Source organism: Vibrio sp. vnigr-6D03, from assembly GCF_002835515.1.
Lineage (GTDB): Bacteria > Pseudomonadota > Gammaproteobacteria > Enterobacterales > Vibrionaceae > Vibrio > Vibrio penaeicida.
This window is the reverse complement of sequence record NZ_PIZL01000039.1, coordinates 1-21,854: the sequence shown is the minus strand read 5'-3', so window position 1 is coordinate 21,854 and position 21,854 is coordinate 1. Positions and strand designations below refer to the sequence as shown.

Genomic DNA, 21,854 nt, shown 5'->3' with positions numbered 1-21,854 from the left:
TCAGAAATGACGGGGCTTTTTGCATTTTGATGGTTGGTGTTCATAGCATGGGGTCGTGGGCTGGAATGCCAGCCCACAGGAAGCCCTGTCGCATCGAATCCCTCTTCGCCGACCACTATTAAGAGCCTCGTTATGAATAACGGGGCTTTTTTCGTTGCAGCGGAATTAAATTTAGTTGCATGAGGTGGAGGCTGTGAGAACCTGTATTTACCTCAGCTCTTCTTTATCAGTCATTATGATTGTAAGTGGTGTAATAAAGGCGCAAAGATCATCTTCACGATAAAATAGACCATACTTATTTTTCATTAAACATCAAAGCACTACCGAAGTGAACCTAGGTTCTTACTGAAAAATGGGTTCTCAGACTTAAATTATGAGTTTAAATGCTTTCTAACTAGTTTTATTTGCTGAAAATAAGTTCTCAAGCAATGAAAAATACTTTTTATTTTCGAAGCTTAAAAACTGTTTAAGTTTATAGTTTTGGTTGTGCGTCTTGATTTCGAGTTATATTTTACTTATTTGGCTTTTGTATAGGGTTTAATTCTGATAAGTGTCAATTATTCAGGTTTTGTTTTTTATTTGTTAAAAATGTAGGCGAATAAAAATTCTTAAATGTGAATTGAGAATGTCTTGTTAATTCGCATGTTTATTGTCGATGTATTAGCATACTTCAATGAAATACAAATGATAATTCTATTTTTTACGATGCTTCCCTTAGAATTGTTAGTTTATTTTTTTGAATTATTATGCATTAAATCTGCTTTCTAAGCGGCGCTTAACGCACATTTATGCTTTGTTTGTTGCTTTTGTGTGAATTATTTGCCAAATTATTCGCCTGTTAAAAGCCGGATATAAAGCCGGATGAAGAATGGAATCAACTTACAGACAGGGCAGAAAACTGCCATAGCAGTAGAGGTCTGGTGATGTCACTATTAGAAGTTAAAAATCTTCGAATCGAATACCCGTCACGACATGGGGTTCATGCCGCCGTTAAGTCGCTTTCTTTTAATATAGAGAGAGGCGAAATTGTGGGCGTCGTGGGCGAATCTGGTGCAGGTAAGTCTACCGTAGGTAATGCCGTTATTGACCTACTAAGCCCTCCTGGTTTGATTGCCAGTGGTGATGTATTCCTTGATGGGGAAAAAGTCTCAGGGCTAAGCCCAGAACAAATGCGCAGCGTGCGCGGATCTAAAATTGGATTTATCTTCCAAGATCCTATGACCTCACTTAATCCTTTATTTACGGTTGAACAACAACTGAAGGAAACCATTCATGCCAACATGAATGTGTCGGATAATGAAGCGTATGAACGCTCGTTGTCTCTGATGAAACAAGTCGGTATTCCTCAACCTGAAAACCGCTTAAAGCAATACCCTCACCAATTCTCAGGTGGTATGCGTCAGCGTGTTGTTATCGCAATTGCTTTGGCTGGTGAGCCGGATTTGATCATCGCTGATGAACCCACCACCGCGTTAGACGTTTCTATTCAAGACCAAATACTCAGCCTTATCCGCGATCTTTGCGTTGAGAAAAATGTAGGCTGTATGCTGGTTACGCACGATATGGGTGTGGTGTCTAACGTAACGGATCGAGTTGCGGTTATGTACCGCGGTGATCTGGTCGAGTTTGGGAAAACATCGAAAGTCCTTGGTGACCCTGACCATTCTTACACACGCAGTTTGATTTCTGCGGTTCCCCGTTCTGATGTGAAGCTGGATCGCTTTCCTTTGGTGAGTTACATCGAAGAAGCGCACGAGATGGAACCATTGGATGTTAAAAATCACTGGTTAGGTCAAAGCCAAGACCACCGTGACTATACAGGTCCGCTACTGAATGTAGAGAACGTCAACCTACGATTTGTTACCAAAGATTCTTTCTTCGAAAGCCGCCGCGAATACGTGCAAGCATCTAACAATGTTAGCTTTGAAGTATTTGAAGGGGAAACATTTGGTCTTGTGGGCGAATCGGGTTCTGGTAAGTCGACCATTGCACGTGTTATCGCGGGCTTGTATGCGCCTAACTCAGGAAAGGTTACGTTCGAAGGCATTGATTTAACCTCTCTAAAATCTGAAAACGAGCGTCGTCCGCTGCGTCGTCAGATGCAAATGGTCTTCCAAAATCCTTACACTTCAATGAATCCTAGGATGAAAATCTTCGACATCATTGCAGAGCCAATTCGTTTCCATAAGTTGACACGAAACGAGCAAGAAACGAAGCAAATTGTAGAAGACCTACTTGAACATGTTGGTCTTGGTAAGATGGCTGGCGTGAAATACCCACATGAATTTTCTGGTGGGCAAAGACAACGAATTTCCATCGCTCGAGCATTGGCGACACGTCCTCGATTGCTTATTTGTGATGAACCCACTTCTGCACTGGATGTATCGGTACAGGCACAGATTCTCAACCTCCTCAAAGATCTTCAAGATGAACTAAATTTGACTATGCTATTTATCAGTCATGATTTGCCGGTAATCCGTCAAATGTGTGATCGAATTGGTGTAATGCAAATGGGTACTTTGCTCGAAGTCGCTCCAACGGAACAGCTCTTTAATGATCCGCAGCATGAGTACAGTAAGCAATTGATATCTTTGATGCCTGAGTTCACAGGCTTAAGAGAAGACATTAAATCCGCTTAGCGGGTTAATGAAAATGCAAAACACAACACAGACAACAACAAATAGGGATTTGGATTCCCGCATAAGGAGTTATGCAATGAAAACCATAAAGACTAAGTTAGCAATGGCCCTAATGGCTGCAGGCTTAAGTTTCAGTGTTGCTGCGGCAGACATTACCGTTGCTTATGATGCCGACCCAGTATCTCTGGATCCGCATGAGCAGCTGTCTGGTGGTACGATGCAATTGTCTCACATGGTGTTCGATCCTTTGGTGCGTTTTTCACAAAAGATGGAATTTGAGCCGCGTCTAGCTGAGTCTTGGGATCGTGTTGATAACGAAACCATGCGCTTCAACCTTCGTAAAGGTGTGAAGTTCCACTCTGGCAACGAATTGACTGCGGACGATGTGGTATGGACGTTTGACCGTTTGAAGTCTTCTCCTGACTTTAAAGGTATTTTTGCACCGCTTGTGTCTTTGACAAAAGTGGATGACTACACAGTTGAAATCAAAACAGATGGTACTTACCCACTGGTCGAAAACGTAGCGACTTACATTTTCCCAATGGACAGCAAGTTCTACTCAGGCAAAACCTCTGAGGGTAAAGACAAAGCGGAACTGGTTAAACACGGTAACTCTTATGCGTCAGCCAACCTTTCCGGTACTGGTCCGTTCGTTATCACTTCACGTGAGCAAGGTGTAAAGGTTGAGTTTGAACGTTTTGACGGTTACTGGGATAAGTCTTCTCCAGGTAACGTTGATAAGCTGACTCTTGTTCCAATCAAAGAAGACGCGACGCGTGTTGCAGCTCTTCTTTCTGGCGATGTAGACATGATTGCGCCTGTTGCACCAAATGACTACAAGCGTATTCAGAAAGCAAAAGAAGTTGATCTGTACACAATGCCAGGTACACGTATCATCACTTTCCAAATGAACCAAAATAGCAACCCTGCACTTAAGGATGCTCGTGTTCGTCAGGCGATTGTGTACGCAATCAACAACGAAGGTATCACTAAGAAAGTTATGAAAGGTGCAGCAACAGCTGCTGCTCAGCAAAGCCCTGTAGGCTACGCGGGCTTCAATGACGATCTTAAGCCTCGTTATGACCTGAAAAAAGCAAAACAGCTAATGAAAGAAGCAGGCTACGAGAAAGGCTTCAATCTTTCTATGATGGCACCGAACAACCGTTACGTGAACGATGACAAAATCGCTCAAGCAACGGCTGCAATGCTTTCTAAAATCGGTATCAAAGTTGACCTGAAAACCATGCCTAAAGCACAGTACTGGCCTGAGTTTGATAAGTGTGCAGCGGACATGCTGATGATTGGCTGGCACCCAGATACGGAAGATTCCGCGAACTTCACTGAGTTCCTAGCGATGACGCGTAATGCTGACACGGGTAAAGGTCAGTACAACTGTGGTCACTACGGCAATGCTGAAGTGGACAAGCTGGTTAACGAAGCGAACAAAGAAACCGATTTGACTAAGCGTAGCGCGATGCTGAAGCAAGTAGAGGAAATCCTTTACAATGACGCAGCGTTCGTTCCTCTACATTGGCAGGACCCTTCATGGGCTGCGAAAGGCAATGTGGAAATTGGTCCTATCGTTAATGGTATGAACTTCCCTTACTTTGGCGACTTGGTTGTTAAATAAGCGGAATCTTCACCACTTACGCCAGATAAGCGTTTGCTTGTCTGGCGTATCATTAGAACAACCAACAGTCGGTGAATTTTAAATAGATTCGTCTATTTTGGTGCTTGGCTTTTTCTTTCAGCCGAGCCTAGTACCACTTTTGAGGCTGAAGGGTATTACATGAAAGTCATGGAAAGTTAAGGGGCAAGGAATGTTTACGTTTCTCGTCAAGCGCCTGTTTCAGGCACTGATAGTGATGTTTGTGATCAGTTTGGTGGCGTTTGCCATTCAGGATAACCTTGGCGACCCGTTACGGGAACTGGTCGGTCAATCCGTTTCGGAATCAGAGCGACAAGCCTTGCGTGATGAGCTTGGGTTAAACGATCCCTTCATTACAAAATATTCACGCTTCGTCGGCAATGCGCTGCAAGGCGACTTAGGTACGTCTTATTTCTTTAAGCGTCCTGCTGTCGAGGTCATTTTAGATAAATTGGTTGCGACGCTAGAGCTGGTGTTCGGCGCAACGTTGATCATTATCTTCTGTTCGATCCCATTAGGGGTTTATTCAGCAATACATCCAAAGAGTTTTTTCACTAAAGTCGTGATGGCTGGAAGTAGTATTGGTATTTCGGTACCCGTTTTCCTAACCGCGATCATGCTGATGTACGTCTTCTCAATCGAATTGGGGTGGCTACCGTCTTATGGGCGGGGCGAAACAGCAAACTGGTTAGGCTGGGATTCCGGTTACTTTACCCTCGATGGGCTGGCGCATTTGATTCTGCCATGTGTGGCTTTGTCTTCCATTATGTTGCCACTCTTTATCCGCTTAGTTCGCTCGGAAATGTTAGAAGTATTGAGTTCTGAGTACATTAAGTTTGGTAAAGCAAAAGGGCTAGCGCTGAACAAAATCTATTACCAGCACGCTTTGAAAAACACTATGTTACCGGTACTGACGGTAGGTGGTGTTCAAATCGGTACTATGGTGGCCTATACCATTCTTACCGAAACGGTTTTCCAATGGCCAGGTACTGGCTTCCTTTTCCTAGAAGCGATTAACCGCGTAGATACGCCACTTATCACGGCATACGTGATTTTTGTTGGGCTGATTTTCGTGGTAACGAACACCATTGTTGATTTGCTGTACGGCATCATCAACCCAACGGTAGACCTAACTGGAAAGGGAGCATAATCATGACTACTTCTACTGCTGTTCCTTCTCGTTGGGAGCGATTTAAAAACTCGGACTTTTTGTACTACTTCCGTAGAGACAAAGTCGCGATGTTCAGTTTTGCCGTATTTATGCTGTTTTTGGTCATGGCTTTAGCTGCACCATTGATTGCGCCATCGGATCCCTATGATTTGTCATCGATTGATATCATGGATTCAGAGCTGCCTCCATCATGGATGGAAGACGGCGATGAGCGCTTTGTTTTAGGCACCGATGAACAAGGGCGTGACATCTTTTCGACCATTTTGTATGGATCTCGCCTTTCATTGACTATCGGTTTCCTTGCGGTTGGCTTACAGCTTTTCTTGGGCATCATTATTGGTCTATCTGCGGGTTATTTTGGTGGTCGCGTTGATAGCTTCTTAATGCGTTTTGCCGACGTGCAGTTGTCGTTCTCAACCATGATGGTGGCAATCATTGTTTCCGCCATCTTCAAAGCCAGTTTTGGTAGCGATTTTTACGCTCAATATGCGGTGGTGATGTTGGTGGTCATTATCGGTGTGGCTGAATGGCCGCAGTATGCGCGTACAATTCGTGCATCGGTACTGGCGGAAAAGAAGAAAGAATATGTTGAGGCAGCACGAGTCATGGGCTTTAAGTCCCCAAGAATCATGTTCCGTCACATTCTTCCAAACTGCTTGTCACCTATTTTGGTTATCTCAACGGTACAGGTGGCAAACGCCATCATGTCAGAGGCGGCACTTTCTTTCCTAGGATTGGGGTTACCTGTCGATCAGCCATCATTAGGAGCGCTGATTAGTATCGGATTTGACTACATATTCTCTGGTGCTTGGTGGATTACTGCATTCCCAGGATTGGTACTGGTTACATTGGTTCTGGTTATCAACTTGCTTGGTGATTGGTTACGAGATGTATTTAACCCGAAAATCTATAAAGGGTGATCCAATACCATTGATTTCCAATCGGAAATATTCATAAACTTAAGAGCCGGCGTAAAGCGGGCTCTTTTTTTGCATTCACCTTTCTTTACATTACATGGTTATTGGGGGCAATGTGTGGAGTAAGTTTATGGACACAAAACCGACAGTAAAAACGGTAACAGTATTGGCTGGCTTACTGCTTGTAATGGTAAGTGCAATTAGACCTGCTCAGGCCGATGAATACTTGTGTGATGCCACTCAGGCTTCTACAAACGAGTTGCCCATCCTTAAGGCTGAATGCCCAATCGGAGAGGGGCTATGGGGAAAACGCGGCCCTTCTCGAAGTGCTGAATTGTTCTGGATCCAGTGTGGAATCTTAGACAAACCTTTGCCACTAAGGCATGCCAAAAAACTGTATCAATCAATATCGACAGACGTTTGGATGATGCGTTATGGCAAGGAATACCGCTGTTTGATCGGTCCATACGACGATTACGCCATGGCGTTAAAAGAGTGGCGACAAGTGCGTAAAATCCCAAAATACAGTGATGCGTTCATCCGAGAAATTAAAAATGATGCGACAGCTGAATCTGCAAAACCAACACCTATAAAGCCAACACCTATAAAACCGGCACCTGTTAAAGCAGAACCGGTACCGCCTTCGAAACCTGTTGCTCAGGTATCGACACCTGCACCTGTTTCTACACCAGCTCCTGTTCCTGAAGCAGTCGTTCTCGCAACGCCTCCACAGTCAACGGCTTCTAAAGCGTCGGAAATGGACATCATTGTAAGAAGACAGGCGAAGCTAGGTGATAAAACTTACGCGATTCCATTTATTCGTGATTACGAACATTTCTATATGGAAAGCGAAAAGCCATGGAACCGTATGGATTATGATTCAGCAACCGAGGTGTGCGGTCTTTTGGGTATGCGTTTAGCGACACAAAAAGAGTGGAAAGGCATATTGGAATCCAATGAACTGTCTCGCTCGAAATGGCCGTTGCATTTACCTTACTGGGGGATTAGCCAACAAGGGTTCTTTACCAGTGGTAAAGTCACCCAGTTGAAAGGTTCGTCATTGTTGAATGTGTTGTGCATTCAGCCTTAAAAGCGCACTTGCGCCGTAAAACCGCTTTCCTCTTCCGTGAAGTAAGGTAAAACCGTGATGGAGTACCCTAGCTCTGTCACGGCATATTGAACGCCCGTCGCCAATGCCATACCCGCAATAACATCTCGCCAATAGTGATGATTGGCATCAACTCTCGAGTACCCAACTAACGCCGCCGCACCGTACGCTGGAATGCCATAAGCGGAGCCATATCGGAATTGCAAATATGCAGCACCTTGAGTTGCAGCAGAGGTATGTCCAGAAGGAAAGGAGTGGCCGCCGCCATTGGGGCGCTCAGCATTGACAGCAAACTTAATAGAATGGGTTGCGAGTGCATTGTACAGTGCCCCTTCAGTAAGCTGAATGAGCCCTTCCGTGTCCTCTTTGTACCAAGAAATCATAGCCGCAGTAAGCGGTATTCCGATTTGCGCGATATCGCCATACGTTTCTAACGCTTCATTTTTTGCTTGGGCTTGAAAGGTAGCCAAAGAAGAGGCCATCACAGCCAAAGGTAAAGATATTTTCATGTGTAAACAGCGTAAAGGAAATTGGCGATAGTCTACCGGAAATCGCTAGCCTAAGGCGCTGATTTGACGAAATGAAACATTTTTCTTGGGTTAGAGTGAAGGGGTTGTTTTCCAATATTGAAAGGGAGGAAAGCCATGACCGACTTTCCTTTTTTTACCGCAGGGGTTAAAGCTCAAGTTGTTTGCGCAAGTTGGCAAAGTACTCTTCATTCAGTTCAATTTTCAGCGCGACTGAGCGTGAACCTCCTAAGTCGACGGATTTACCCAGACCAAAGCGAGCCGTTTTTACGTTCATTTTTCGAAGGTAGCGCTCAATAGATGCTGTCGTTACAAAAACAAACTGGCTTGCTCCACCTTTTACCGCGAGCTCTCCAGCTTGCAGCAACAAATCAAACGTGACTTTACTGATGCCTTGAGAGTTGTGGTTGCGATCTGAAGTATCTACACCAAAACGGCTGATTTCCCAAACCTTATCGGTTGTCGGAGCTGCTTCACCCTGAAGTAATTGCGGGAAGGTATCGCGCAGCATGTAGAAACCCGAACAAGGCAATAAACGCAAGCAACCATTGATGTTGTCTTGAGCATCTTTCGAGTTCACGTAGATTGGGTTCAACTGGTCATACTCATCCATTTCCTGACCTGTGTTATCCACTTTCACATCCCATTTTAGCCGTGCAGAAAAGACAGACGTTCTAAAGCGGAATAGCTCACGACGATTTGCTGTTGCCATATTAGCGGCTTGCGTGCTCGAACATGATGTTTGGTAGTGTGAAAGTAGCGCAGTCATTATTTTCGTCCCTGATTAACCGTTGTGCATTCATCGTACTGCGCATCGCTTATTTGCACAGCTACCTAATCTGTTAGTTGGTACCTATCATTTTCGATAGTTACCAATGTCGAAAAAATAGACGAAGATGTAACAAATTGAACTTTTGGGCTGCGTATGCAAGACATTTATATCCTAAACCACACCAAGGTTTTAGAAGGATTACCTTTAAACAAACCCAATCCAATGGCGGTTGTGCTGACTGAAAATGGACGCTATGCCGGTGAGTTTTGGGGGCAATATGCATGGAAAAACACAGTAGCCCATTTGAATGTGGTGCAGCTGGATTCCTTTTCGGTGTACGTCAATCGTTACCCGTCGGATGATGAATGGGAAGAGTTCATCAAAGTTTTGGATCTGAGCCCGACAAAGCTGGTGGTGTGCGATCAAGCGAGCAATCCAAAATGCATTTCCGCCATTAAAGAAAAAGGCATTACTTTTGAAAATATGGCGATCAACTTTAGCAAGATGAGACCAGGTCTCTTGTCTTCACCTCGGTATTTCCAACGGTTAATTTAATTGAGAAAAATATAACCAAGTATCTAAAGGTTATTTTAGGAAAATAAAAGTAAATACGTTTTTAATTATTTCTCTCGGATTAGAGAAATAATTAAAGCGTAATTTCAGGAAGTAATATAAAGGAATAATAAAATGATTTATGACGTTATTGGTATAGGTTTTGGCCCGGCTAACTTGGCAATTGCCGCAACGATTGAAGAGCAAGGGTTTAATGAACAGTCGACCCATTTATTTATTGAAAGTAAGTCAGAGTTTGATTGGCATCCAGGTATGTTAATTGAAGGTGCAAGAATGCAAATTTCTTATCACAAAGACTTAGCGACAATGCGCTCACCAACCAGCAAGTTTACTTTCTTAAATTACCTTGATGAATGTGGAAGACTGGAAAGCTTTGTTAACCTGCAAGAATTCTATCCGACACGTCATGAATATCGCGATTACTTAAAATGGGCAGCAAATCAGCTTAAAGGTTACGTGAATTACGGTGAGAAGGTGGTGGATATCACTCCTGTGATGAATGGTAATGACGAAGTGAGCTATATCAACGTTCACACGGTCAACGCTGAAGGAAAGAAAGCACGATACCAAGCGAAAAATATCATTACTTCATCGGGCTTAGTGCCAAAGCTGCCAGAAGGCATTCATGCCAGCGCCAGTCAAAATGCCTATCATTCCTCGCAATTCTTACCCAGTTTGGAGAACAAGTTCTCAGATACGTCGTTCCCATGGGAGTTTCTTGTTGTAGGTTCCGGTCAAAGTGCGGCAGAAATTACCAAGCATCTACTCAACCATTACCCAAATGCGACCGTTAATTCGACGATCCGAGAATATGCGTATAAGCCAGCCGACAGCAGTGAATTTGTAAATGAAATCTTTGCCTACAGCACGATTGATGATTTCTACAAACTGGAAGCGAATGACAAACAACGCATCATCAATAAATACAAAGACACCAATTATTCTTGTATCGATCCACCATTAATTCGAGAGCTGTATCAAATGAAATACGATATGAGCGTTTCCGGTGACGAGCGATTTAAATTAAATAATTTCCAAGAGTTAAAAGAAATTAAACACACGCCAAATATGTACCATGTTGGCACGGCTTATTTTGAAAATACCAACACCAAAGAGCAAACCGAAGTGCCTTATCACGGCGTATTTTTAGCAACAGGCTACCACGATAGAAATAACCTAGATCTCACTCAAAAGTTGTTTGATTGGTTTGAAAAAGATGAATTAGGTCGACCAAAGCTCACTCGCCAATACCAAGTGAAAACGTCGGATAAATGCCATGCTGGCATCTTTATGATTGGCAACAATGAACACAGCCACGGTCTTAGTGACACCTTGCTCTCGATTCTGCCAGAAAGAGCAATGGACATTATGAACCAAATAAATAGCGCCAAACCGAATTACAACATTAAAGCGGCGTAATGATTGTCTGTCTGTTCATTGGAGATCTGTGAGTATTATGAAAAAAGTAAAATTAACGGAAGAATTCCGAGCCTATGGGTTGAGCTGTACGAAGCTGTTTCCCGTGGATTCCTTTCCTGCAAAAACGCCTTTTGGTTCGATGGTTTGCCGGTTAAGTGCGGGTGAATCCTCTACGCCCCATAACCATCATGAGTTTGAAGTTTTTCGAATTTTAGAAGGCAAAGGTACGGTCACATCTGGCTCACATACTATTGAAGTAGAAGCCGGCGAAATTGTGTATTTGGATGCGTTTGACTCACATTACGTGACCAATACGTCTCGCTTGTCGGAGTTGGTATTTGAGGCGACGTGGTGGGAAGACCTAACGAAATTACCGAAGACTCAAAGAAAGCTGCCTGCAAAGCACTTGGTTACAGCAACACCACCGACGCCTAATGGTGATTTGCATGTCGGGCATCTATCGGGGCCATTTTTAGCCGCCGATATTTATAAGCGATTCTTAACCATGAATGATGCTGAAGGGCATTACCTAACAGGTGTTGATACCAATCAAACCTATGTTGAACTCAAAGCCGTGAAGTCGGATATTTCACCTCAACAAGTGGATAAGAGTTTTGGTGAACAAATTCATCAAACCTTGGGTAAAGCAGGCGTAACGCCAGACGCTTACTACCATCCCGCCAATATTGAGAACTACAACCAACAGGTTCAGACCTTTTTCCAAACGTTGCTCGATAGGGATCAGCTGGTTTTAAAAGAGTCGGATGCGCTCTTTTGTGCAGATTACGGCAATTACCTGCACGAGGCGTGGGTGAGTGGGGAATGTTCTTACTGTGGTTCGGGCTCTGATGGCAATGCTTGTGAGCAGTGTGGAAGACCAAATAATGTCACCGATCTAAAGAACCCGAAAACGAAATTAACGGGTCGAGAGCCTAAACAAGGCACCGTTAAACAATTTGTATTCCCGCTATCTCGATTTGAAAGCCGACTTAAGGAATATTACTCGCGTGTTGAAATGACGCCACACATTTCCATGTTGGTTCATCAAATGCTGGAAGATGGATTGCCGGATATTCCCATCACTCACCAATCAAGCTGGGGTGTCCCGGTTCCGGTGAAAGGGTTTGAAGACCAGATTATTTATGTGTGGGCTGAAATGGTAGTGGGCTACTTGATTGGCTCGGCTCAAGTGTTTGATGGTTCTGATCAAGCACGTCCTTATCATCAGTGGGTTGATGACGGAACATCGTTAGCGCAGTTCTTTGGTTTTGATAATAGCTGGTACCACGCTGTCCTTTTCCCAGCGTTACTCATGGCACTAAACGATACGCCTAAATTGGCAGACAAGTTCGTCACGAATGAGTTTTTGCTACTCGATGGTTCCAAGTTTTCGACCAGCCGAAATCACCTTATTTGGGCAAAAGACCTACTTGAAAGCCATGACAAAGAAGCGGTGAGATTGTATTTGGCTTTGGTTCGCCCAGAAACCAGCCAAACTAACTTTGAGAGTAAAGGCTTCGAGCGCTGGTATGAACAGACTTTACTTGGGTCATGGCAAAGTACCATTAACGACATTTTAAGCGAAGTTTCGCTTCAGTTTGACGGGAATATTCCAAACCCAGGTGGCTGGAGCTCAGATCACCAGTTGTTCTTCAATCAAATGAGCCATGAGCTCGATACCGCTTACAACCATTTCAACAGTGCGAGCTTTTCGACCAGTAGTGTCATGCAAGGCGCGGATAATATGTTCCGCAGTTTGGCTCGTTTGATGACACTGGATACGCACTTAAAAGAAAGTGACGTGTTTTACGACACGCTTCGTACATCGGTAGCGATAAAAGTCGCAGGGCTAAAAACCATAGCGACAGTGCTTTCGCCGATTGCTCCAGAATTTGCTCAAAAACTGTGGCGTGCCATTGGGTTATCGGGTTCACCTGTTTGGGCAGACAACCCTTCGTTTGCGGATGAAGGTGCCAAAATCCAACCTGTTAACCGCGAATGGTTTCCTAGCTTGGAGGGTGCGCGCGGTGGCGAATAAGAAAATTGCAATTGTAGGGCCATTAACCGGGCCACGCTCCGCTTATGGTGACTTGTTGACGTCGGCGGCGAACGCGGCACTGTCTGCTCATCCTATATCTACAAAAGCTACATCCACCCAAGCGGTATCGGAAAGGGTAGAGTTTGTTTATATGGATGACCAAGCTTTACCTCATGTTGCGGATGCGGTTGCAAAAGCCCTGATTGAAGAAGGGGTGACTGTGGTCATCGGGCATTTCAACAGCGCATGTGCAGCAACTGTGAAAGATCAATATGAGAACGCTGGCATTGTGTTTGTACTGCCAGCTTCAACCGGTGATGACCTCACCGAGCAGCCGAGCCGCTACCGTTTTCGACTGTGCGCCAGCAACACGAAACAATGCGAAGTGGTTGCAGAACTATTGGATGCCCAAAGTGGTTCGCACATGGTGGTATCGGATGGTTCTCCTTATGCCGAAGGGCTGGCGACGGTGCTCGCGAGTACTTACGGGTACCGTGTGATTCATCAAGAAAACTTGTATGAACAAACCGCGTTTGATTTCGATAACGTGTTTCTAGCCGGTACGCATTTCTCGTGTGCGGATATGCTGAACCATTTAAACCGACATGCCTTTACTGGGCGGGTTGTGGGTTGCGACGATTGCGATATTGAAGAGTTTGAGACCTTATTAACTCCACCCTATTCCATAGAAGTGATGAAGCTGGATAACGGCTTTGAATTCTATATTCGTCATGGGGTGAAAGCCGTTTTATACATTCTGTATGACGATTCCGATGTCAGCAATTTGGACATGGCTGATCGTTTACGGTGTTCTGCATCCTCATTTCGCTTTAATGAATATGGGGATAACACGTTGTCGACTTGGCATCACTTGACCATTAAGGAGCAGTGATGAGCACCAACCAACGACAATTTGATTGGGTCATTATTGGGGCGGGTGTGATCGGCTGTGCCATTGCGCGTGAATTGTCACTGCAATCGAATTTCAGTGTTGCTTTGATTGAACAAAACCGAGTGGGCAGTGGCGCGACGCTTTATTCTGGTGGTTTTGTTCGTGTGATTCACAGTGAAGATCACATCACAGAGATGGCCAAGGAAAGCCTGCCATTTTTTCTTCAGCATAAAGAAGAGACAGGGTTTGACGAAATTGGCACGCTCTTTGTGCCAACGACTGAGAGCCTTGAGACCATTTCAGAATGGGTGCGAACGACGAGTACGAGTGAGCACCCTATCTATTTGAAACAAGTGAAGTCACTGCCAGAAGAGCTTCGGAAGATTCTCCCTAAGCGGTTGGATGCGGATTACGTTGTCTGGGAGCCAGTAAGTGGCTACGCCGATCCCCTCAAATCAACCTTATGGCTTTCCAATGAAGCACAGAAAAATGGCGTCGAGCTGTTTGAGTCAACCCAAGTGCAGTCGATTGATACATATGGTCATGATGGGTTTCAGCTGACGACAAGCGATCAGGTCATACTGACGAATGGGCTGATTGTTTGCACGGGAGCATGGAATTCATTGGCAGGAGATGTGTTTGACTTAACCGACGTTCAGCGCCCTAAAGCCATTCAAGCGGAATTCATGCGCTCACAGCCTTTGCCCTCCCAGCATCCTGCACTCATTGTGGGGGATCCAGATGTTTATATGCGCCCTATTGGTGGTGATACCTGGTTAGTCGGCACAGCGACCAGCGAGTGGGATATTGATGTGGAATCGCCAAGGCGTAAAGACATCACCCACACCGATCTGACTAAAGAAACCGTCTCGCAAGCGTTGAATATTCAAAAAGACGCTCTTAACGCTTTAGGCGCGAGAGTTGGATTTGATGGTTATACCTACGGAAAAACAGGGTACTTAGGGGCGAAATCCAAGTACAAAAATGTCCTTTTTGCCACCGGTTGGAGCGGCATGGGATTTAAGCTTTTTCCATCTATCGCCAAACGTATATCTCACCTCGCGACTCAATCAAGGAATGATGTGTATGAGTGATTACTCTGCGACAAAAAACACCGAAAATCAGGGTATTTTGCTGATCTTCTCTTTCAATATTCTGTCTGGTGTTCAGGCGGTTTATTTATCGGGCATGCTGCAAAAAGCCGATGTCTTTTCAACGCTTATCCTGACTTTTCTCCTTGTCAGCTTGTATTTTTATGTGGCTCAATCGATCAGTAAGAAGCCATTGGTTGAAACTCGATGGAAAGATTGGATAGGGGTGAACCTCACCACAGCGGGTAGCTGGCTTGGCTTCTTTATAGCGCTTAAATACATTGAGCCTGCTATTTCCAGTGCGTTAGCCAACTCAATTGGACCATTAGTTACGATTCTAATTACGGTCTTTATTCTTAAGACCGATAAGCTGAGTGCACCGCAAATGGTCACTGCATTAGGCGTAATGGCGAGCATGATATTCATGATTAATTCGACCTTCAGTGGTAACTCTGCGATGGGACATATTGATCGTGATGATGCGATATTAGGTGTGGTGATGTCCTTTGTGTGTGGTGTTTCCATGGCGCTTAACACGTTGGCATCCAAATCTTTGAATCAGAAAGGGGTGACACCTGGCCAGATCATGTCGAAGCGATTCCTTTTGCTTATCGGCATAGCCTTTGTGTTGAGTGATAAACCCGTTTTGGTCTATACCGCCACGACCTTCTATTGGGAAATCCTGATGATAGCGGTGATCGGAAACATTATTCCGTTGTATTGCTTGCAACTGGGTATCAAGAAATCGGATCCGTTAATCGTGAGTTTCTCGCTAGTCGCTGCGCCGATTATTTATCTCTTTATTCAGATGTTTAATTCAAGACTTACCTTTTCTATGGAATCGCTGATAGGCACCAGCTCCGCCATTATTTTTGTGGTGATTGGCATCTATTTAAAGCAGAAAAGATCTGTGAATCAGCCAAAAGAAGAGCCGCTGCAAAGCGCTAAGTAGTGAGGGACACAGTATGCAGATTTCGATATGCGAAGCGAAAGAAGAGTCGTTAAGGCTCGGACGATTGGATACGGACGCCATCAATGCTTTGGTGGAAAAAGAAAGGAAAGGAGCTCACCATGAATAAAGATTACGTCGTCATTGTCGACCCATACTCTAGCGCGTGTTTACTGCCACGAGATTTCAACGCTGCTGGGTTTGACTGTATTGCCGTGCACAGCCAAGAGACGATCCCATCAAACTATGCGGGCTCGTTTCACGCACAGGATTTTGTGGCTGAAACCGTATTTAACGATGTGGAGTCGTGCGCCCATTTTCTAAAAGAATACGCCCCCGTGGCGGTACTTGCTGGGGCTGAAAGTGGGGTGCAAAAAGCGGATTTACTCACGCATCATTTAGCACTTTCCAGTAACGATTTTGCGCTTTCCTTGGCTCGCCGAGACAAATTTGAGATGCAGGAAGCCATTGCGAAGCAAGGCATTCGAGCGATCAAACAGCTAAAAACGTCTCAGTTTGATGAAATAGAACCTTGGCTTAAGTCGAATAATATTCAAGAGTTTATTATTAAGCCTTTGGCTTCGGCAGGTTCTGAAGGTGTCAGTAAGTGCTCGAATTTGGATGAGGCTAGAAAGTCGTTCGACAGTATTCTTCATTCTGAAGACATGTTCATGCAGCTCAATCAAGCGGTATTGGTGCAAGAATTTATCCATGGGTCGGAATACGTTGTCGATACAGTATCGTGTGATGGAAAAAGTTTTGTCACCAACCTATGCCGTTATCATAAATGCCAAGCGAATGGTTCGGATGTGGTGTATCGAGAAATGGAGTTTCTACATCCAGAAGACGAGTCATTGCAAGAAATCATCGAATACAATCAAGGTGTATTGGATGCATTAGGCATTACGGTTGGTCCTGCTCACAGTGAGATTATGCTTTCTCCTGATGGACCTGTTCTGATAGAAGTAGGGGCGCGGATTCATGGCGGATACACCCCGAGAACCGTGCAAAATTTCTCTTCAGTGTCACAGTTAGATCTCACGGTAGATGCGTTTACCAATCACTCTCGCTTTAAGGAAAGAACGTCCCAACCTCCGACATTCCATAAGAAAGCTTTGGTTCAGTTCTTTATTAGCACTGAAGAGGGAAAAGTAGAAGATGTGAACGGCAAGGAACAGCTGTCTAAGCTGGATTCTTACTTTGATTCGGTATGGGGGATTGCCCCGCAATCTAAGGTGTCGAAAACAGTCGACTTATTTACATCGCCTGGTTGGGTTGTCCTTATGAACGAGAGCGCTAACGCACTGAATAGGGACAAACAGGCTGCTATTGACTTAGAAGAGAACCACGAGCTTTATCGGTTGTCCTCTGTGTGATAGTGGCAATCTAACTTGTTAAAAGAGGCTGGTGTTCCCAGCCTCTTTTTTTATGCCTGAAATCCAGTTCTCTTTTCCTCGGTAGAGAAGTCACTGAACCAAATATATTAAGGTTATTTAGGTATATACCTACCAAATGTAATAGCTACTAGAAATAGGACTATAAGATTTGAGAGTTTTTATTTTTTCTGATTTTTATAGAATGAAAACACTTAAGGAAAACAAGTAAAGAAGGAATTCAAATGAAAGAAATTAATTTAGAAGAATTAAATGAAGTAACAGGCGCATATATGATTGGTGGCTGTTTTCCATTCCCAACTAAAAAGCCAAAACTATTTTAATAAGGAAATAAAATGAAAGTAATTAAAAAAGAAACAACGAAAAAAGTAAATGGCGCCATTGTTGAAGGTGGCTGTGTTATGAACCCTTGGGAGAGAAAATAATGAAAGTCCTTGATCTAAAAATGTTGAACGCCGTTTCTGGTGGTAGCCAATGGGTTGTGTGTGATTTTGGTGAAACCACAGAGTGAAGGTGAAGCTATGGACAATGCGAATTGCATTAAGTCAGCCAGTCACTACCCAGGTAAGAACAGTCGATCGGACTCGCGTCTGTTCTTAAAAAACCGCGTAGTGGAATAGCCAAACGTTGAGCCGGAGGGAGTATGTCTGAAGAATCGTTATTCAGAAAAAAAGCCAAAGACGCCTATTTTAAAAGGCTGGATGGCAAAGTTATTATAAATACGCATTTGTCACATTGGTGGGTTACGTTGCTCATCGCCTTAATTGTTACCTTTGTGGTGCTATTTATTAGTTTTGGTTCTTACTCTCCAAAGGCTCAGGCGACGGGTTATTTACTCCCTGAAAATGGGCTAAGTGAGGTGTATTCAACATCGAACGGGTATTTGAGTGAGGTGTACATAGAGGAGGGGCAGTTAGTCAAAAAAGGGCAGCCGTTGGCAACGATAAGCTATGAGCGGTATGTCGAAACAGGTGAGGCGAGTAGCCACCAATTAAGAGCTCTGACAAAACAAATGATAACGACACTGAATCACCAGATTCAGACAACCAATGATATTTACCAATCTAAAATGTCGTTGATTGATAATAAAAAGAAAATGCAGAATTCAACGATATCCCGTAATGGAAATCGGCTTAAAAATATAAATAATAAAATAAGAATAGAAAGTAAGAAATACAATAAATTAAACACACTATATAAAGATAAATATATATCTGAAGATGTATTACTTCAACAAGAAGTCTTACTCTCAACACTCAATATAGAGAGAGATGATCAGCTGTCGCAATTGGATATTGCCAAGCAAGAATTATTAGCGCTGAACGTAGAACACGAACTCTTGGAGCGTCAGCGTAAAACTGAAATAGCGAACTTAGAACAAAAAATCGATCAGCTAGAGCATTCGGAAATAGAAAGCCTGAGCAGTAAAGGTGAAACGTTAATTGCCAAAGTGTCTGGCAGGGTACGCTCTGTCGCCGTAAGACCCGGTGAACGCATTGAACTCGACACACTGGCGATGACCATTGTGCCAGAAGAGAGTGAACTGCACGTCGAAATGCAAGTATCGTCAAACAGCTTAAAAATGGTGGAAGTCGGGCAAGAAGTACAAGTGAAGTTATCGGCTTTCCCTTACCAAAAATACGGAACATTAACCGGTGTAGTCAGCTACATCGCGGATACGGCAAGTGTCGATAAAGATTCGGCAAAAGCAGCAAGCTACAGGCTATTAGTGAGTTTGCCGCAGCAAAGCATTGTAGATGGATCGATTCGTCATGACCTAACAGTAGGCATGCAAGCAATCATCGATATCAAAGGGAAGTCCATGCCTATCATGACATGGCTATTGGAACCAATTCGGTACGCAAAGGAGCAATTTGAGATATGAGTTTTTTAAGTAATCTGAATTTTTCATTCAAAAACAAATTGCCCGTCTATTACCAAAGTGAAGTAGCGGAGTGTGGATTAACCTGTATCGCGATGATTGCTACATATCACGGATACAAAACAGATATCGATACATTGCGACAGCGCTTCCCCCTGTCGCAGAAAGGAACGGGTCTCAATGTACTGATTGATATCGCCTCAACATTGAAATTGAGTACAAGACCTCTCCAATTGGACATGGAGCATCTAACCGAACTGAAGCTGCCTGCGCTGCTGCACTGGAACTTCGATCACTATGTTGTGTTGAAATCTGTAGGTAAAAAGCACTGCATTATTCATGACCCAGCGCTTGGCGAGCAAAAAGTATCGCTGGAGCAGGTATCAGAACAATTTACCGGTGTTGCGCTGGAGTTTATGCCAGCAGAAGAATTCGAAGAAGTTAATGAAACAACGGAATTAGGCATCCGCCACTTGTGGTCAAGAATTCAAGGGTTACTGCCATCCATTACACAAATTTTAGCGTTAACGGCCTTTATTCAGATATTTGCTTTGTTAACCCCTTATTTTATCCAGCTAACGATAGATGAGGTTATTACCACCGGAGATAGCGACTTATTGATGGTACTTGGTATTGCGTTTGTGAGCTTACACCTATTTAGGGCAATCACATTTGCACTACGAAGCTGGGTGGTCACGTTTGTCGCGACTCAACTGAATTACCAGCTCAGCAATAACTTGTTTACGCACCTTATTCGATTGCCGTCAGACTTTTTTGCGAAGCGACACATTGGAGACATTACAAGCCGATTCTCATCGTTAGATGAAGTTAATCGAATGCTCTCTACCGGATTTGTGGAAGCCTTTATTGATGGCGTAATGATGCTGACTGCCATAGGGATCATGTACTACTACAACACGTCTCTTGCTAACGTTGTAGTGATAATGCTGGTGGCATATGTTGCACTGAGAACTCTGCTCTTTAAACCCATTAGAAGAGCTGTTCGAAACAAGCTGATAAACCAAGCGAATGAAGATTCGTACTTTTTAGAAAGCATCCGAGCGATACAGACTGTTAAATGTTTTGGTCATGAAGCGGAGCGAGTATCAGGGTGGCAAAACCGATACGCAGACCAAATGAATGCTTCGGTAAGAAGCGAGCGATTGGGCATTATCCATAAATCGGCAGACCTATTTATCACAGGTGTAGAGCATGTACTGATTATTTGGATAGGCAGCATGTTAGTGATGGACCATACAATGACCATCGGTATGTTGTACGCCTTCTTAAACTACCGACAAATGTTTTCAGATCAGTCACGTTCATTAGTAGAAAAATGGTTCGAATTCAGAATGTTAAAACTTCACTTATCACGAGTTACCGACATTGTGATAGCGAAAAAAGAAGAACATGTACACAGCGAACGTGCAAAATTAGAACCGATTAAAGGTGGTATTAAGCTTGAGAACGTCGCGTTCAGATACAGCCCTAATGATGATGATGTGATTGATGGTTTCGACTTAGAAATACAGCCCGGTGAATCCGTGGTACTCACCGGAAACTCAGGATGCGGTAAGTCCACACTAATGAGAATGCTCACAGGGTTGGATCAGCCGACAAAAGGCAAAGTACTGGTCGATGATATTGCTTTACAACACATGGGGTTAGCCGCTTATCGAGACGACATCGCAACGGTGATGCAGGACGACCAATTGCTCAGCGGTACGATACTGGACAACATTACTATGTTTGATAAAACACCCAATTTAGAGCAGGTAGGTAGGGCAGCTGGGCTCGCTGCGATAGGACAAGAAATTATGAAGATGCCCCTAGGCTTTCAAACCCTGATAGGGGATCTAGGTAGCACTCTCTCGGGTGGACAGAAACAGCGGATATTATTGGCAAGAGCCTTTTATAAACAGCCGAAGATACTGTTTTTAGATGAAGCTACCAGCAGCCTAGATACAGAAAACGAAAAACACATTAACAACGTTATCAAAAAAATGGGCATCACCCGAATTTCGATAGCTCACCGCAAAGAGACCATTGAGATGCACGATCGTGTCATCAAATTGGGTGAAAAAGGGCAGATACTCAGCGACAACAGACAGAAAAAACCAAAACTCGAAGCTTTGGCATAAGGAAATAACATGAAACAACTGACTCAATTACAAGTGAAAGAAATTAAAGGCGGATCTCATCAAGTTGATTTTGATAGAACGGTATGTATTTAGGAATTAATTATGAAAGAAGTAACTAAAGAAGAAATTATTAATATCGTGAATGGTGGTATGGGAAATACTTATTCGAATAACCCTTTTGAAACGATTTGCTAGATAATATTCGAGATATAAATTTAAATAAATAAGAGTGTGTATTATGAAAGAAATAAGCGTAAATGATGTGAAAAAAGTAACAGGTGCAGGCACATGTTATGGCTGGGATACAGGTAGTGCATGTATTGGTATCTATGTACGCTCTCCAGGTGAAAGATAAACCTCATCGAATATTACAAATTAAAATAGTAATAGTATAAAAAGTAGGAATTAAAAAATGAAAGAACTAAATACAAATGAAGTCGAAAAAATAACAGGTTCTGGCACGTGTTATGGTTGGGATACGGGCAATGCATGCATTGGTATTTACGTTAGAAATTAGTAACAAAAATACAAATCATCAATATTAACTTTTAGATAAATTAGTTATCAACCTCTAATGATGTATTTTTTAAATCTATCATGAGCTGGTAATAGGGACTTTATTTTCTAATACAATATGGAAATAGGAATTAAAAATGAAAGAGCTTACAACAGCAGAATTAGAAATGGTTTCAG

General features: G+C 43.5%; 16 protein-coding genes. 14 read left to right on the top strand and 2 right to left on the bottom strand.

All coding sequences use genetic code 11. The annotated features are described in order from the left end of the window. The first annotated feature begins 923 nt into the window (after window positions 1-923). The 5 genes from CW749_RS23700 to CW749_RS23680 all read left to right on the top strand — a co-directional run bounded on the left by CW749_RS23700 (window position 924) and on the right by CW749_RS23680 (window position 7,465). On the top strand, window positions 924-2,639 hold the full coding sequence (locus CW749_RS23700) for an ABC transporter ATP-binding protein (RefSeq protein ID WP_101114935.1): 1,716 nt from the start codon (window positions 924-926) through the stop codon (window positions 2,637-2,639). Window positions 2,640-2,715: 76 nt separating this feature from the next. Beyond that, window positions 2,716-4,269: an ABC transporter substrate-binding protein gene (locus CW749_RS23695; RefSeq protein WP_101114933.1), complete on the top strand. Its 1,554-nt coding sequence runs from the start codon at window positions 2,716-2,718 to the stop codon at window positions 4,267-4,269. A 190-nt stretch (window positions 4,270-4,459) separates the two neighbouring features. Further along, on the top strand, window positions 4,460-5,437 hold the full coding sequence (locus tag CW749_RS23690; protein WP_101114931.1) for an ABC transporter permease: 978 nt from the start codon (window positions 4,460-4,462) through the stop codon (window positions 5,435-5,437). A 2-nt stretch (window positions 5,438-5,439) separates the two neighbouring features. Then, window positions 5,440-6,378, top strand: coding sequence for an ABC transporter permease (locus CW749_RS23685; protein ID WP_101114929.1), 939 nt, complete (start codon window positions 5,440-5,442; stop codon window positions 6,376-6,378). 127 nt (window positions 6,379-6,505) lie between these two features. Beyond that, entirely contained in the window at window positions 6,506-7,465 is a 960-nt protein-coding gene (locus tag CW749_RS23680) for an SPOR domain-containing protein (protein WP_237322561.1), read from the top strand. On the opposite strand, the gene CW749_RS23675 is transcribed toward CW749_RS23680, so the two are convergent. Together CW749_RS23675 and CW749_RS23670 are read right to left on the bottom strand one after the other, a co-directional pair. Further along, window positions 7,462-7,992 (bottom strand): phosphatase PAP2 family protein, encoded by a 531-nt coding sequence (locus CW749_RS23675; RefSeq protein ID WP_101114927.1) that lies wholly within the window; start codon window positions 7,990-7,992, stop codon window positions 7,462-7,464. The genes CW749_RS23680 and CW749_RS23675 overlap by 4 nt on opposite strands. Before the next feature lie 166 nt (window positions 7,993-8,158). After that, the gene (locus tag CW749_RS23670; RefSeq protein ID WP_101114926.1) at window positions 8,159-8,779 is read right to left on the bottom strand and encodes an acyl-homoserine-lactone synthase; all 621 of its coding nucleotides are present in this window, start codon (window positions 8,777-8,779) and stop codon (window positions 8,159-8,161) included. A 156-nt stretch (window positions 8,780-8,935) separates the two neighbouring features. On the opposite strand from CW749_RS23670, the gene CW749_RS23665 reads away from it, so the two are divergent. From CW749_RS23665 to CW749_RS23625, 9 genes are all read left to right on the top strand, one after another. Next, complete coding sequence (locus CW749_RS23665) at window positions 8,936-9,337, top strand: hypothetical protein (protein WP_101114924.1); 402 nt, start codon at window positions 8,936-8,938, stop codon at window positions 9,335-9,337. A gap of 132 nt (window positions 9,338-9,469) precedes the next feature. Beyond that, window positions 9,470-10,774, top strand: a complete 1,305-nt coding sequence (locus tag CW749_RS23660) for a SidA/IucD/PvdA family monooxygenase (protein ID WP_101114922.1) — start codon at window positions 9,470-9,472, stop codon at window positions 10,772-10,774. Between the two features lie 37 nt (window positions 10,775-10,811). Then, window positions 10,812-12,812 carry a class I tRNA ligase family protein gene (locus CW749_RS23655; RefSeq protein WP_101114920.1) on the top strand — a complete coding sequence of 667 codons (2,001 nt, stop codon included), beginning with the start codon at window positions 10,812-10,814 and terminating at the stop codon, window positions 12,810-12,812. After that, window positions 12,802-13,704, top strand: coding sequence for an ABC transporter substrate-binding protein (locus CW749_RS23650; RefSeq protein WP_180958480.1), 903 nt, complete (start codon window positions 12,802-12,804; stop codon window positions 13,702-13,704). The genes CW749_RS23655 and CW749_RS23650 overlap by 11 nt, the downstream gene beginning before the upstream one ends. Further along, window positions 13,704-14,798 (top strand): FAD-dependent oxidoreductase, encoded by a 1,095-nt coding sequence (locus CW749_RS23645; RefSeq protein ID WP_101114916.1) that lies wholly within the window; start codon window positions 13,704-13,706, stop codon window positions 14,796-14,798. The genes CW749_RS23650 and CW749_RS23645 overlap by 1 nt, the downstream gene beginning before the upstream one ends. Next, the gene (locus tag CW749_RS23640; RefSeq protein WP_180958479.1) at window positions 14,791-15,747 is read left to right on the top strand and encodes a DMT family transporter; all 957 of its coding nucleotides are present in this window, start codon (window positions 14,791-14,793) and stop codon (window positions 15,745-15,747) included. Before CW749_RS23645 ends, CW749_RS23640 begins: the two co-directional genes overlap by 8 nt. Before the next feature lie 119 nt (window positions 15,748-15,866). Then, window positions 15,867-17,120, top strand: a complete 1,254-nt coding sequence (locus CW749_RS23635) for an ATP-grasp domain-containing protein (protein WP_180958478.1) — start codon at window positions 15,867-15,869, stop codon at window positions 17,118-17,120. A gap of 661 nt (window positions 17,121-17,781) precedes the next feature. Then, the gene (locus CW749_RS23630) at window positions 17,782-19,023 is read left to right on the top strand and encodes an HlyD family efflux transporter periplasmic adaptor subunit (protein WP_101114911.1); all 1,242 of its coding nucleotides are present in this window, start codon (window positions 17,782-17,784) and stop codon (window positions 19,021-19,023) included. Continuing rightward, the gene (locus tag CW749_RS23625; RefSeq protein ID WP_101114909.1) at window positions 19,020-21,161 is read left to right on the top strand and encodes a peptidase domain-containing ABC transporter; all 2,142 of its coding nucleotides are present in this window, start codon (window positions 19,020-19,022) and stop codon (window positions 21,159-21,161) included. The genes CW749_RS23630 and CW749_RS23625 overlap by 4 nt, the downstream gene beginning before the upstream one ends. Window positions 21,162-21,854: the final 693 nt, after the last annotated feature.

Coding starts and splice junctions, on each gene's coding strand:
- CW749_RS23685 (WP_101114929.1), top strand. CDS start 5,440: ATGACTACTTCTACTGCTGTTCCTTCTCGTTGGGAGCGATTTAAAAAC.
- CW749_RS23700 (WP_101114935.1), top strand. CDS start 924: ATGTCACTATTAGAAGTTAAAAATCTTCGAATCGAATACCCGTCACGA.
- CW749_RS23670 (WP_101114926.1), bottom strand. CDS start 8,779: ATGACTGCGCTACTTTCACACTACCAAACATCATGTTCGAGCACGCAA.
- CW749_RS23695 (WP_101114933.1), top strand. CDS start 2,716: ATGAAAACCATAAAGACTAAGTTAGCAATGGCCCTAATGGCTGCAGGC.
- CW749_RS23635 (WP_180958478.1), top strand. CDS start 15,867: ATGAATAAAGATTACGTCGTCATTGTCGACCCATACTCTAGCGCGTGT.
- CW749_RS23680 (WP_237322561.1), top strand. CDS start 6,506: ATGGACACAAAACCGACAGTAAAAACGGTAACAGTATTGGCTGGCTTA.
- CW749_RS23655 (WP_101114920.1), top strand. CDS start 10,812: ATGAAAAAAGTAAAATTAACGGAAGAATTCCGAGCCTATGGGTTGAGC.
- CW749_RS23640 (WP_180958479.1), top strand. CDS start 14,791: ATGAGTGATTACTCTGCGACAAAAAACACCGAAAATCAGGGTATTTTG.
- CW749_RS23690 (WP_101114931.1), top strand. CDS start 4,460: ATGTTTACGTTTCTCGTCAAGCGCCTGTTTCAGGCACTGATAGTGATG.
- CW749_RS23630 (WP_101114911.1), top strand. CDS start 17,782: ATGTCTGAAGAATCGTTATTCAGAAAAAAAGCCAAAGACGCCTATTTT.
- CW749_RS23665 (WP_101114924.1), top strand. CDS start 8,936: ATGCAAGACATTTATATCCTAAACCACACCAAGGTTTTAGAAGGATTA.
- CW749_RS23660 (WP_101114922.1), top strand. CDS start 9,470: ATGATTTATGACGTTATTGGTATAGGTTTTGGCCCGGCTAACTTGGCA.
- CW749_RS23625 (WP_101114909.1), top strand. CDS start 19,020: ATGAGTTTTTTAAGTAATCTGAATTTTTCATTCAAAAACAAATTGCCC.
- CW749_RS23645 (WP_101114916.1), top strand. CDS start 13,704: ATGAGCACCAACCAACGACAATTTGATTGGGTCATTATTGGGGCGGGT.
- CW749_RS23675 (WP_101114927.1), bottom strand. CDS start 7,992: ATGAAAATATCTTTACCTTTGGCTGTGATGGCCTCTTCTTTGGCTACC.